Origin of the sequence: Streptomyces sp. Je 1-79, assembly GCF_025195125.1 — a bacterium.
Lineage (GTDB): Bacteria > Actinomycetota > Actinomycetes > Streptomycetales > Streptomycetaceae > Streptomyces.
In genome coordinates this window covers 267,795-281,046 of the sequence record NZ_JAMGSL010000001.1, presented here as the reverse complement: position 1 = coordinate 281,046, position 13,252 = coordinate 267,795, and the positions used below count along the sequence as shown (strand labels likewise).

9 protein-coding genes and 1 pseudogene are annotated in these 13,252 nt (G+C 73.0%); 5 read left to right on the top strand and 5 right to left on the bottom strand.

Annotation, left to right across the window (positions count from 1 at the left end; all coding sequences use genetic code 11):
• Nucleotides 1–99 precede the first annotated feature (99 nt).
• The 3 genes from M5362_RS01140 to M5362_RS01130 form a co-directional block, all read right to left on the bottom strand.
• The gene (locus M5362_RS01140) at nucleotides 100–1,746 is read right to left on the bottom strand and encodes a carboxylesterase/lipase family protein (RefSeq protein ID WP_260225307.1); all 1,647 of its coding nucleotides are present in this window, start codon (nucleotides 1,744–1,746) and stop codon (nucleotides 100–102) included.
• A 31-nt stretch (nucleotides 1,747–1,777) separates the two neighbouring features.
• Complete coding sequence (gene surE, locus M5362_RS01135; RefSeq protein WP_260225306.1) at nucleotides 1,778–2,689, bottom strand: 5'/3'-nucleotidase SurE; 912 nt, start codon at nucleotides 2,687–2,689, stop codon at nucleotides 1,778–1,780.
• A 124-nt stretch (nucleotides 2,690–2,813) separates the two neighbouring features.
• Complete coding sequence (locus tag M5362_RS01130) at nucleotides 2,814–4,112, bottom strand: MFS transporter (protein WP_260225305.1); 1,299 nt, start codon at nucleotides 4,110–4,112, stop codon at nucleotides 2,814–2,816.
• Nucleotides 4,113–4,904: 792 nt separating this feature from the next.
• On the opposite strand from M5362_RS01130, the gene M5362_RS01125 reads away from it, so the two are divergent.
• The 3 genes from M5362_RS01125 (at nucleotide 4,905) to M5362_RS01115 (ending at nucleotide 8,637) form a co-directional block, all read left to right on the top strand.
• A complete protein-coding gene (locus M5362_RS01125) occupies nucleotides 4,905–5,639 on the top strand; it encodes a phosphatase PAP2 family protein (protein WP_260225304.1) in 735 nt (244 codons plus the stop codon).
• A gap of 274 nt (nucleotides 5,640–5,913) precedes the next feature.
• Nucleotides 5,914–7,488 carry a carboxylesterase/lipase family protein gene (locus M5362_RS01120; RefSeq protein ID WP_260225302.1) on the top strand — a complete coding sequence of 525 codons (1,575 nt, stop codon included), beginning with the start codon at nucleotides 5,914–5,916 and terminating at the stop codon, nucleotides 7,486–7,488.
• A 141-nt stretch (nucleotides 7,489–7,629) separates the two neighbouring features.
• Complete coding sequence (locus M5362_RS01115) at nucleotides 7,630–8,637, top strand: LacI family DNA-binding transcriptional regulator (RefSeq protein WP_260225301.1); 1,008 nt, start codon at nucleotides 7,630–7,632, stop codon at nucleotides 8,635–8,637.
• Between the two features lie 75 nt (nucleotides 8,638–8,712).
• Here the strand turns inward: M5362_RS01115 and M5362_RS01110 are convergent, their stop codons facing one another.
• Nucleotides 8,713–9,456, bottom strand: a complete 744-nt coding sequence (locus tag M5362_RS01110; protein WP_260225300.1) for a phosphatase PAP2 family protein — start codon at nucleotides 9,454–9,456, stop codon at nucleotides 8,713–8,715.
• A gap of 366 nt (nucleotides 9,457–9,822) precedes the next feature.
• Entirely contained in the window at nucleotides 9,823–10,773 is a 951-nt protein-coding gene (locus tag M5362_RS01105; protein ID WP_260225299.1) for an alpha/beta hydrolase, read from the bottom strand.
• A 206-nt stretch (nucleotides 10,774–10,979) separates the two neighbouring features.
• On the opposite strand from M5362_RS01105, the gene M5362_RS01100 reads away from it, so the two are divergent.
• Both M5362_RS01100 and M5362_RS01095 read left to right on the top strand, forming a co-directional pair.
• Complete coding sequence (locus tag M5362_RS01100; RefSeq protein WP_260225298.1) at nucleotides 10,980–11,483, top strand: ATP-binding protein; 504 nt, start codon at nucleotides 10,980–10,982, stop codon at nucleotides 11,481–11,483.
• A gap of 123 nt (nucleotides 11,484–11,606) precedes the next feature.
• Nucleotides 11,607–13,244 (top strand): annotated as a pseudogene (locus M5362_RS01095) (AMP-binding protein); the annotation flags it as partial.
• Nucleotides 13,245–13,252: the final 8 nt, after the last annotated feature.

The following is a 13,252-nucleotide window of genomic DNA, read 5'->3' as shown; positions in this document are numbered from 1 at the left end:
CCCCCCGAACGGCGTGCGGGGGCCGGGGTACGGGGCCGGGGTGCGGGGGCCCACAGCGGTGGGCGGGGCCCCGGGCGTGCGAGCCCGGCGCTTTCGTGGCTACAGCGGTGGGCGGGTCGGCTGGGTCCGCCAGAAGTCGCACCGGTGGTCCGACGCGAACCCCGAGCCCATGCGCGTCGCCTCCGGATGGAGCCTGAGCACCCTCCCCTCACCCGTGACGGTCCCGGAGCCGGTCGGGAGCCAGGCGGTCTGTCCCGGCACGGCCGGGGAGCCGAAGCGGGCGAAGGCACCCCAGTAGCGCTTCATCCGCGTCGCCAGCGCGACCTGGGCCGGGGCGAGCGGCCGGTCGCCCGCCGTGAAGTCGTGCAGGTAGGCCAGCTCGGCGCTGTGCGCGTTCGACATGTCGAGACCGGGAACCTGTGCGCCCGCCAGGGTCGGCGAGCCGGGGTCGTCGAACTCGTAGACGTATGTAGGAACCTGTGAGGCGAGGAGCCGCGCCGTCCACGCCGTGTGGCAGGCGAAGGAGGAGTCCGTCATCACCGCCGAGAGGGCCAGGTACGGCGAGCCGTACGCCGCGACCGGATAGCGGGCGAGCACCTCCGGGCCCGCCGTCCCGTACGTCGCCAGGATCTGCGCCGTGTACTCCGCCTCCGTCAGTCGCGGCTGTGACAGCGCCACGAACAGTCGTGACTCGGAGCGGGTGCTCCCGATCAGGACCGGCACCTTGTTCCAGTCGCCGCTCCCGATCGCGGCGGCGGGGTCCAGCGGCAGCAGCCCGTCGCCCGAGGCCGGTCCCGAGGTCGGCAGCGTACGCGCCGCCTCGACCAGTGCGGCGGCCGGGGCGGCGCGCAGGCACGCCGCCGCCACGGCCGGGTCGGCGCACCCCGCCGCCTCGGCGAACGCACGGGCCTGCGACGCGGCCCGCGCGCGGTCGGGCGTACGGAGCAGCGTGCACGGGCCGCTCTGGAGAACGGCACGGTGGAACAGTCCGGCCGCGGAGGGCGCCGCGAGGAGCCCGCAGACCGAACCGCTGCCCGCCGACTGCCCCGAGACCGTCACCTTGGCGGGGTTCCCGCCGAACGCGGCGATGTTCGCCCGTGTCCAGCGCAGCGCCTGGATCTGGTCCAGCAGTCCGAAGGAGCCGGAGCGCCGGGCATTCTCCCCGGCGAGCTCGGGCAGTGCGAGGTAACCGAGCTGCCCCAGGCGGTAGTTGATGCTGACGACGACGCTGTTCGTGAGGTCGGCCGTCGTCCTGCCGCCGAACTGGGTGCCGGTGCCCTGGCTGTACGCACCCCCGTGGATCCACAGGATCACCGGCAGCCGGGCTCCCGCCTTCGCCCCCTGGGGGCGGTACACGTCCAGATAGAGGCAGTCCTCACTGACGGCGGTCGGGTCCGCGAGGCCGAACGGCGAGAACTGCACACAGGCCGGCGCCTGGAGGTTCGCCTCCCGCACGCCGCTCCATCGGCGCGGCTCACGCGGCGCCCTCAGTCGGGCGTCCCCGACCGGGGGCGCCGCGTAGGGGACACCGAGGAACTCCTGTGCCCGGTCGTGGTTCTGGCCGCGCAGCGTGCCCTGCGCGACGGTGACCACGGGCCGCCCGGGCGTACCCTCGGAGGCAGTGGCCGTGGCCGAAGCCTCGACCGAAGCCGTGGCCGGGACCGCCGACGCGAGCAGTGCCACCAGTGCGAGGGCCGTACCGAGCAGGGGTCTTGCCGAAGTGGGCCGTTGACCGGGCCGCTTCATCCGTCCTCCTGAGCTGGCTGGTCGGGCGGGGTCAGGGACGCAGACCGGCGAGCAGAGCCGCGGTGACCGCGTGGTCGACGGGGCCGGTGTTCCAGTTGGCGCTCATCGGGCTGACGGCGATCCTGCCCGCGCTGACGGCCTCCAGGTCGCCCCCCTTGGCCGCCGGGCGCAGGTCGACGGTCACGCCGACCTTCCAGGTGCCGTCGCCGGAGTCGGTGAAGTCCGGTTCGAGGACGGTCTGCGGATCCTGGAAGGTGGTGGACACGCCGGCGGCGGTGCCCTTGCCGTCGGCTCCGACGACGGGGTGGTTGACGTTCAGACCGACGCCCTTGGGCAGCAGCGGCCCGGACTTCGCCCGCGTACGCAGCCGGTCGATGAGCTTGACGGCGAAGTCGAGCGTCGGGCCCATCGCGTTGACGGTGGTGACCGGGTCGGGGACCGAGAGACCGCCCGTGCTCAGCGCGATGGCGGGTACGCCCGACTCCACCGCCGCGACGGCGCCGCCGACCGTACCGGAGTGGCTGGCGAGACCGGCGACGTTCGGCCCGAAGTTGGTGCCGGACACGACCAGGTCGGGGGCGCGGCCCTCGAACACCTCGGAGAGACCGAAGGCCACCGAGTCGCCGGGGCTGCCGTCGACGGCCCACACCTTCGGCTCAGGGTGCTTCACCGTGATCGTGGGGGCGCTGGACATCTTCGTACCGCTGCCGCTCTGGTTGGTGAGCGGGGCGACGATGGTGACGTCGTGTCCGGCGGCGGTCAGGCGCTCGAACGCCTTGCGGATGCCGGGCGCGTTGTAGCCGTCGTCGTTGGTGAGCAGAATCCGCAGCGGCGTCGTGGGTGTTGGGGCGGTCTGGGGGGAGGCGACCGCGGGGGCCGTGCCCACGAGGGCGGCGGTGCACAGGATGAGCATGGCCGGCGGCAGGACTCGCTTGCGACTCACAGAAGGCTCCTGGGAAGTAGGAAGAGGGAGGGGTCCGTGCGGGAGGGTGTCTGGGTGGGGGGCTGGGCAAGGGGAAGTGAACCGGCGGGCACGTGACCCTCGGCATGCGCCCGCCGGAGCAGGGTCAGCGCACGCTGCGGATCGGGAGGATGGCGAGCGCCCCGATCAGCGACAGGGCACCGCCGGCCAGGAAGAGCGGGGTGTACCCGCCCAGGCCGGTGACGATGGCGGACGCGACGAACGGCGCGATGATCTGCGGTCCGGCGTTCGCGACGTTGAGGACGCCCATGTCACGCGCCGCGTCCTCCGCGCGGGGCAGGACCAGGGTGACGAGCGCCGTGTCGACGGCCATGAAGCAGCCGAAGGCGAGCCCGTTGAGTGCGCTGAACACGAGCATGCCGGTCCAGGTCGGGCTGACGACGGGGACCACCATGACCAGGCCCGCGAGCGCGGCCGAGACTCCGACGAACACCTTGCGGCGGTTCCACCGGTCGGACAGCAGGCCGCCGACGACGGTGGACAGCGCCACGGCGACCATCGACACGGGGGTGAGGATCGCCATGGCCGCGGGCGGGGTCAGCCCGCCGGGAAGCGCGATGTGGTCACCCAGGATGTACAGCTGGTAGCCGACGACGGAGAAGTAGCCCAGCACCATCAGGGCGCGGCCGATGAAGGCCCAGCGGAAGTCGTGGTTGGCCAACGCGGACAGGAAAGCGGCGAGTTGGGATCCCTTCGGGCCCTTCTCGACGGGCTCGCCGCGGGGGGTGTCACGGCAGAAGACCGAGAGCAGCAGGGCCGCGACGGCGACGATCGCGCCGAAGACCAGGTATCCGGTACGCAGATGGGTGGCCGTCTGCGCGGCGAGGAGAACTCCGACGGTCCCGCCGATCGGCATACCGAGACCCACCAGCGCGGACGCCGTGCCGCGGCGCGCGGCGGGGACCCGGTCGGGGACGATCGCGGTGACGGCCGCCTGGTAGGTGTTCATCGTCGCCTGGACCAGGCACCAGCCGATGCCGACGAGCAGGGCGGTGGAGACGCTGCCGAGGAAGGCGAGGGCGATCAGGGCGCCGAGGGCGCCACCGAGGATCCAGGGGTTGCGGCGGCCGCTGCGGTCGGAGAGGGCGCCGGCGATGGGGTTGAAGGCCGTCGCGAAGATGGCGCTGATGCCGCCGATCAGGCCCAGGACGGCGACCTTGTCGTCGGGGGCGATCGCCGCGACCTGGGTGGGCAGGAGGACGGAGCCGACGCCCATGTAGACCGCCATCATGGCGGAGTTGGCGACCAGCAGCAGGAGCATGAGCCCGCGCTGGCGCGGAGCTTCCGGTTCCGATGTGGTGGCGGCCGGGTCGGCGGTGGTGGCGGTGATGTCGGCGCCGGCTGGGGGCGGTTCGATCGGATCGGTGAGCTCGTTCGTGGCCATGACGACTCCTGGGAGGACGGAGCGGGGAGGTGGACGGGCACGGAACCCGGGGGGTCGGACCGGTGTTCCGGTGGGCGTGCGGGCGGTACGTGGTGGTGCGGCGCGGATGAGGAGGGCGCCGCGTGAGCGGTCGCGGGGGCGGCGGTGTCACCGGAAGCCGCCGCGGACGGCTACGGCCGGAAGGGTGTTGTTACACGTGTCACCGGCAGCGCTTGGACACTGTGTAGCACCCATTCCCGGGTCCGGCTAGGCCTTGTGCGGGGTCGGTGCGCAGATCGTGACCGATTGGAGAATCGCACGTGGAGCACGTGTAACCAGCTGGAGTGCGGTGCTGACCAAGGCGATCGTGTCTCGAAACCGTCTTGCCCTTGTGGCGGCGGTCACGCATCCGCAATACTCCGTGCCGCACCGCGACGACCCCACGGCTCCGGTGCGCCGACCGGTCCGCTCCAGCCGTACGACCGTCCGGCCGCATGGCCTCGTGACCACATGGCCTCGTGACCGCCCGCGCCCCTCCCGCCCGTACACCTCTCGCTTCCCCGCTTGCGCACATCCCGCCCGAGCGGGCCCCTGCCGTACGCCGCCGGTTTCCGGACACCCCGTGCGACGGACACCCCTCCGAACGCCCTTCCTCGACTCCCCGTTCGACGGACACCCCGCCCCCTTCGGGGGCACCTATCGAGCGCGCCCCTCCGCGCCCCTCCCCTCCGCGCACCTCCCCTTCGCACACCCCCGCGCCCGCTCTTCCGCGTGCCCCACCGCCCCGGGGTGAAAGACCGTGAAAGGCCCGCCATGCAGCGCCCACCCGACTCACCCGACGCCGCCGCACCCCCGCTCCCCGCGCATCCTCCCCGCGGACCCCGCCATCACCTCCCGGCACCTCCGCCGCGCCACGCGCTCGCCGTCGGCACCGCGCTCCTCGTCGCGTCGGTGCTGATCGGGCTGCTGCTCCGGGGCACCGACCGCCCGTTCTTCCAGGCACTCGACGACCGCTGGGCCGCTTCGATGGACGGCTCGCTCACCGACGCGGCCACGGATCTCGCCACCGTCCTCGACCGGCTCGGCGGGCCGCTCGGCACGGTCCTGCCGCTGATCCTCAGCGGCTGCCTATGCGTCTACGGACGCTGGCGCTCGGCACTGTTCGCGTTCACGACCGCCGTCCTCGCCAGCACGATCGTGGTCCTGCCCCTCAAGAGCCTCGTGGACCGCCCCCGGCCGCCCCACCCGTGGGTCCTCGTCAACGACGGCTCGTACCCCTCGGGCCAGGTCTTCAGCGCCGTGGCCCTGACGATCGTGGTCGCGGTGGTCGTGTTCCCGCCGCGTGCGCGACGCTGGTGGTGGCCGTTCGGCGCCTCCTACGTCGTCGCCATGATGTGGAGCCGCACCTGGCTGCACGCCCAGTGGCTCAGCGACACCTTCGCCGGCGCACTGGCAGGCGCCGGTGCCTGCCTGATCCTCTGGCGGGCGTTCGCACCCCTGCTGACGACCGAGGCGGAGCGGACGGCGACCAACAGCCTCTGGCTGTGACGAGCCGAGGACCCCGACATCGCGGACAGCCGCACACCGCGATTCCGCGATTCCGCGATTCCGCGATTCCGCGAACGAGCCGAAGCCGCCACCCCGATATCGCGGACGAGCCGAAGCCGGCACACCATCTCGCGGACGAGGCGGAGCCCGCCCACCGCGATCTCGCGGACGAGGCGAGCCGCGATATCGCGCGACATTGACGGTCGGTGAATTTTCGCAATACTCTCGATCGGGTCGGCGCGTGTTCGGCGCCCGATCCAGGAAGGATTGGCTCATGGCTCTCACCCCAGGCCCGGACCACCCGCTGGTCGACCTTCCCGCGGGGCGTCTGCGAGGCGCGGTCGAAGGCGGGGTCGCCGTGTTCCGCGCCGTGCCCTACGCCGCTCCCCCGGTCCATGACCTGCGCTGGCGGCCCGCCCTCCCGCATCCCGGCTGGAGCGGCACCCGGGACGCGACCGCCGACGGGCCCAGCGCACCGCAGCTGTACATGGAGGGCGGGGATCCGGTCCTCGGCGGCCACGGGTCGCCGCCCTTCGACGAGGACTGCCTGACCCTCAACATCTGGACCCCGGCGGCCGACGAGGCCCGCCGGCCGGTGCTCGTCTGGATCCACGGGGGCGGCTTCGTCTCGGGCTCCGGATCGCTGCCGTACTACTCCGGCGAGACCTTCGCCCGGGACGGCGACCTGGTGGTGGTGAGCGTCAACTACCGCATCGGACCGCTGGGTTACCTCTACACCGGACCCGAGGACGGCAACCCCGAAGGCGCCGGCAACCCCTGGCTCAGCGACCAGCTGGCCGCCCTCCGATGGATCGCCGCGCACATCGCCTCCTTCGGCGGCGACCCGGAGAACATCACCGTCGCCGGGCAGTCGGGCGGCGCCGTCTCCACGGCCGCGCTCGCCGGACTCCCCGAGGCGCAGGGGCTGATCAGGCGCGTGATCCTGCAGAGCCCGCCGTTCGGCCTCGATCTTCCCGGCCCGGACGCGTACCTGGAGCGGACCGCCGCCTTCATGGAACTGGCCGGCGTCAAGACCGTCACGGAACTACGCGAGCTTCCGTGGCCCGAGCTGATCGGTGCGACCGGCGGGCTGTTCGCCCGGACGACGCGCTGGGGCTACTGGCCGACCCCGTTCCTGCCCGTCGTCGACGGGGTCACCCTCACGCGCCACCCGGTGGAGGCCCTGCTGCACGGGGCCGCGGCCGGCATCGACGTACTGATCGGCTGGACCCGCGAGGAGGCCAACTTCGGCTTCGCCCTCGACCCGGGGTACGCCGCCGCCGGCCGGGAGCAGGTGACCGCCCGCATCGCCGAGACCTTCGGGGCCGAGGCCGCGCCCGGGGTGTACGCGGCGTACGAAAGGGCCCGGCCCGGCGCGCGCCCCGCCGACGTCCTGATGGACCTGATCACGGACGAGCTCTTCCGCGTCCCTGCCCTACAACTCGCCGAGGCCAGGGCGGAGTCGGGCAGGCCCGTGTGGGCCTACCAGTTCGACCTCCCCACGCCCGCGCACGAGGGCCGGCTCGGAGCCGCCCACTGCCTCGAACTCCCCTTCACCTTCGCCAACTTCGACCAGTGGTCGGCCCCCTTCCTGGCCGGACTCGACCCCACGGTCCGCGACGGCCTGGCGGACACCATGCACCGGGCGTGGATCGCCTTCGCCCGCACGGGCGACCCCAACCATCCACAGATGCCGAGGTGGGACCCGTACGACACGGACACGCGCACCACGATGCGCTTCGACTCGGTCGTGACCGCCCTCGGGGACCTCGCCGGTGACTCGCGTCGCCTGCACGGGACGTCGAGTCCGGCCCTCGCGGTGCCACGCGACCGCGCCCGTCGCGGCTGAAGGCGGCGACGGAACCGCGGTGGGCCCCGCACTCTCGTGCGCGGGGCCCACCGCTCTCGTGATCTAACTCGTGTAACCTCGGAGGGGAAGAACCACGCGACCGCAGCCAGGAACCCACCTCAAGGAGCGTCCAGGGACGTCATGGCCGAAGAAACCCCCGTCCCCGCCTCGATCACGAGCGCCGATGTGGCACGCCTCGCCGGGGTGTCCCGCGCCACCGTCTCCTTCGTCCTCAACAACACGCCGGGCCACCGGGTCAGCGAGACCACCCGAGCCCGCGTACTCGACGCGGCCGACCGGCTCGGCTACGTCCCGCACGCCGCCGCCAGGTCCCTGCGCGCCGGACGCAGCAATCTCGTCCTGATGCCCGCGTCGATCTCCGCGATCGGCCGGCTGGTCAGCGACTGGGTCGACGACCTGCACAGCGAACTCGACCGCCACGGCTACACGGCCGTCCTCCACGCGGGCCGCTTCACCGACCCCGTCGACGCCGCCCGGGCCTGGGCGGAACTGCGTCCGGCCGCGGTCGTCGCCCTCGACGGCGACCGACTCACCCCGCAGGCCGCCGAGTTGCTGCGCCGCGCCGGGGTGCGTGGAGTGCTCGCCTTCGCGTCCCGCCCCGTGCCCGGGGCCCACACCATCGGCTTCGACCACAGCCTCATCGGCGCCACGGCCGCCGAGCACCTGATCTCCCGCGGCCGGAGCCGGATCGGCGTCGTCATGCCCCAGGAGCGCGGCCTCGACGCCTTCGCCCGGCCGCGCCTCGCGGGGGCCGAATCCGTCGCCGCCCGGCACATGGCCACCGTCACCCCGGTGGAGCTCGCCTACACCCGCGAGTCGGCGGCCGCGCTCGCCCGGCGCTGGACGGATCTGGACCTGGACTCCGTCTTCGCCTACAACGACGAGTACGCCGCGCTGCTTCTGCACGCGCTCCAGGCCGAAGGGATCGCCGTACCGGACCAGGTGGCGATCGTCGGCTCCGACGACCTCGTCCTCTCGGCGTTCCAGCAGCCGGCACTCAGCACGATCCGCCTCGACCTGGCCTCACCGGCGCGCATCGCGGACGCCCTGCACGAGCTGATCGAGACGGGTTCGACCGCGCCGCTCCCCGCCATAGAGGCCGTGCTCGTCCACCGCCAGACGTCCTGAGCCCGCACGGCGGGCACGCGACACGAGGCGGCTCCCGGTCCGTGCGTTCACGGACCGGGAGCCGCCTCGTTCCCGTTACGGAACCGCGGGCGCGGCCTCCGGGGTGACGGTCGCGGCGGCCCCCCGGCTGCCGCGGTCGGCTTCCCGGGCCAGCGCGGGGGCACAGAGCCACCACGCCAGCAGGCCCGCGCCCGCACCGGCGGCCGCTCCGGCCGCCGTGTCGGTGAGCCAGTGCGCGTGCAGCCAGGTACGGCTCCACATCATGGCCAGCGTGAACACCGTGCCCCCGAGCCACCACGCCCGCCGGCGCGCGGCCGGGACCAGCAGGACGCCGACGAGTACGACGAGCAGCGCCGCGCCCGCCACATGGCCGGACGGGAACGAGCCGTGGTCGACCCGGACCAGGGGGTTCTCCGGACGCGGCCGGTCCACCAGGTGCTTGAGGCCCTGGACGACCAGCAGATTGCCGGCGAAGTAGACACCCAGCAGGAAGCCGGCCGAGGTCCAACGTCTGCGCAGGAGCAGGATGAAGAGCAGGGCGAGCGGTACGACGGCACCCAGCGGACCGCCGAACCAGTTCAGGACCGCGGCCGCGAGGGAGTACAGCCCGTCGTGCGGGCCGCCCATCCAGACCAGCCACTGGTCGTCGAGGCCCTGGAACGGCGGGTTCGCCGGGTCGGGACGGATGGCGAAAGCCGGCAGCACGGAGACGCCGAGCAGCAGGAGCGCCGCCACGAGGACACCGGGACGGCGCGAGGACGGCACCGCCTCGGTCGGTCTCTCTGCGACGGGGGACGGGGTGACCGGATTCCTGGACATGAGTGCCTCTCGCGACCGCGGGGGATGGTGCCCGCGGCTCTTGGGTGATCGACGTTCCCGCCGGGTCCGGTGCGGACCGGACCCGGCGGCGGAGCGGATGTGCGACGGAAGGGGGAAGGGAACGGGGGACTAGTAGAAGTGGGACGGGCGCGGCTGGTCGGAGTGGGGTCGGAGACCGGAGCCGGAGCCGGAGCAGGAGCGGGAACCGGCGGGAGCCGGAGCGGGAGCGGGAGCCGGAACACGGGGGTGTGGGCTCCGTACCGCAGTCGCCGGAGTCGAGGACGTCGTCCACCGCGTGGTGGGAAGGTTGAATCTCAGCCCGCGTCCAGACGCGTGAACCTCAGCCCACGTCCAGACGTGTGAACCTCAGCCCGCGTCCAGGTGCCGGGCCAGGAACGCGACGCTCTCCGAGACGATCTCCGGGATGTCGGGCGAGCCCAGGAAGATGTGGTCGGCGCCTTCGACCGGCCGCAGTGTCACATCGCCGCCCGCCCCCGCCAGGGCCTCGGCGAGCGCCTCGCTCTGGCTGAACGGGACGAGGCCGTCCCGTGTGCCGTGGACGAGCAGGAACGGCGGCGGGTTGGAGCCCTTCGCGTACGTCACCGGGCTCGCCGCCCGGGCCAGTGCCGGGCGCTCCGCCTCGGCGCCGCCGAGCAGGGCCTCGTACGGGTCGGGGAACTCGACGCCCGCGGGCATCCCCGGCAGGGGGTGACCGGCCAGTGCGACGAGGTCGGAGACCCCGTACCAGTCGACGACGGCCCGGACACCGGTCTCCCCGGCGCCCACCCCGTGCGTGCCCTCCAGCGCCTCGGCGTCCTCGCTGCCCGGGCCGACGAGGCCGGCCAGGGCCGCCAGGTGGCCGCCCGCCGACTCGCCCCAGACGGCCAGGCGGTCCGGGTCGACCCCCAGGACGTCGGCGAACCGGCGGACGTAACGGATCGCGGCCTTCACGTCGTGCAGCTGGGCCGGGAAGGGGGCTTCGAGGCTGTGCCGGTAGTCGATGGAGACGAGCGCGAGCCCGGCGGCCAGGACCGATCCGTGCAGCAGGGCCGCGGGTACGGTCGGCGGCGGGTAGCGCCGGTCGCCGTCCAGCCAGCCGCCGCCGTGGATCCAGACGACCGCCGGGAACGGTCCTTCTCCGGACGGGACTTGGACGTCGAGGAGGCGGGGGCGGTAGCCGGGCGTCGTGGCGTACGTGACCCCGTCGAAGCGGCGCACCCCGTGCGCGTCCGTCACGGGCGGCACCGGGGGCTGGTAGGGCGGGGGCGGCCAGGTCATGTCGGCCAGGTCGAGCTCGGCCGGGTGGGAGGGGGTCATTGCGGCCCTTCTGCCGGCCCCGGGTTCGTAGCGCTTTGTCCGAAATGCTTGCGCACCACGCCCGGGGAGACGTAACGTGTTACACGTGTTACCAAAACTCTAGCGACGCATTTCCGCTGACGACAAGCCCATCGGCTGTCCGAATATCGAGTGAGTTACACGAGTGACCACGCGGTTGCGTTGCGCGTCCCCTCTGGGAGCACGTCATGCTCACCGCCCCCGCCCACTCCGGCCCCCGCGTTCCGGCCCCCACTCACGCCCCCGCGGCCATGTCCGCGCCCGGCTCCTCCCCCAGCCCCGCCAGGGCCTTCGCGCGCTGGGTCTCCGGACCGACCCCCGCAGCCGTCCCCCTGGTCCGCGCCCGCGTCCGCGCCGTGCTCGACGGCTGGCGGATAGCCGCCGACATCGCGGACACCCTGCTGCTGGCCGTCAGCGAGCTCGTCGGCAACGTCGTCCAGCACGCCTCCGCCTCGACCTGCCGGATGCGTGTCGGCATCTCCTGCCACGGAGGCTGGCTGCGCCTGGAGGTCACCGACGGCGCGACCGGCCCGCTCCGACTGCCCGAACCGGCCGTCGAGGTCGACCCGGACGCCGAAGGCGGGCGCGGCCTGCTCCTGATCCAGCTGCTGGCCGCCGAGGCGGGCGGTGAACTCGCCGTGCTGGTACATGAGTTCGGCAAGTCCGTGCGACTGCGCGTCCCCGCCTCCTGAGCCGCTCGCACGCTCGCGCCGATCGATGGGGCATCTCAAGATATCGAGGAATGTTGACGGCCGCCAAAATATCGAGATACTTGCACCGTCTCCCCCGCTGCTCCCTGATCGAGGTGCCGCCCCATGGAGCTCTCCCCTTCGGCTCATGCCGATTCCTTCTGCCGCGACCGGCTGCCCGACTTCTCTCTCTGGCCCGAACTGCACTTCGAGCTGGCGGAGTTGGAATATCCCGAACGGCTCAACTGCGCCCGCAGCCTGCTCGACGACGCCGTCGACCGCTGGGGCCCCGACCGTCCCTGTCTTCTGACCCCGACCGAGCGCTGGACCTACGGCGAACTCCAGCGGCGCGCCGACCAGGTCGCCCAGGTGCTCACCGAGGATTACGGGCTCCGGCCCGGAAACCGTGTCCTGCTGCGCGGCCCCAACAACCCCTGGCTCGTCGCCGCCTGGTTCGGCGTGCTGAAGGCCGGCGGTGTGGCCGTCACGACGATGCCGCTGCTGCGCTCGGCCGAACTCGCCGAACTGTGCGAGATCAGCCGTCCGACGGTCGCCGTGTGCGACCACCGCTACCTCGCGGAGCTCGAAGCGGCGGACGGGCCGGGCACACCCGTACATCCCTCCCCGTCGGGCCCGACCCGGCTGCCGGTGATCCCGTACGGCGGCCCCGACAGGGGTGATCTGACCGCTCTCTGCGCCGCGAAGGAGGGCCGGTTCACCGCCGTCGAGACCGCGGCCGACGACGTGGCGCTGATCGCCTTCACCTCGGGGACGACAGGGCGCCCCAAGGCGACCCTGCACTTCCACCGGGACGTCCTCGCCAACGCCGACACGTTCTCCCGGCACGTCCTGAAACCACGCGCCGACGACGTCTTCACCGGCACGCCGCCGCTCGCCTTCACCTTCGGCCTCGGCGGGCTCGTGGTCTTCCCCCTGCGCGTGGGCGCCGCGACGCTGCTGATCGAACAGGCCGGGCCCGAGCAGCTGGCCGACCTGGTCGCCGCGCACGGCGTGACCGTGCTCTTCACCGCTCCCACCGCCTACCGGGCGATCATGGCCGCCGGGGCGACCGGGCGGCTGTCCGGCCTGCGCCGCTGCGTGTCCGCCGGGGAACCCCTGCCCGCCGCCGTGTGGGAGGAGTTCCACGCCGCCACGGGCCTGCGCATCATCGACGGCATCGGTGCCACCGAGATGCTGCACGTGTTCATATCCGCCGCGGACGAGGACATCCGGCCCGGCTCCACGGGTCGGCCGGTCCCCGGTTACCGCGCCGCCGTGGTCGACGACCGGGGCGATCCCGTACCCGACGGGCAGCCCGGGCTCCTGGCCGTCACGGGGCCCACCGGCTGCCGCTACCTCGCCGACGCGCGGCAGAGCACGTACGTCAGGAACGGCTGGAACATCACCGGTGACACCTACATCCGGGACGCCGACGGCTACTTCTGGTACGTGGCCCGCAGCGACGACATGATCGTCTCCTCCGGGTACAACATCGCCGGGCCGGAGGTCGAGAAGGCCCTCGCCGCCCACCCGTACGTCGAGGAGTGCGGGGTCGTCGGCGCCCCCGACGACAAGCGCGGCATGCTCGTCAAGGCGTACGTCGTCCTGCGCGACGGTGTCCCGGCGGCCGAGGCCACCGTCCGCGAGCTCCAGGCGCACGTCAAGCAGGCCATCGCGCCGTACAAGTACCCGAGGGCCGTCGAGTTCGTCGCGGAACTCCCGAGAACCGCCAACGGCAAGCTCCAGCGCGGCGAACTACGCGGGCGGGCACG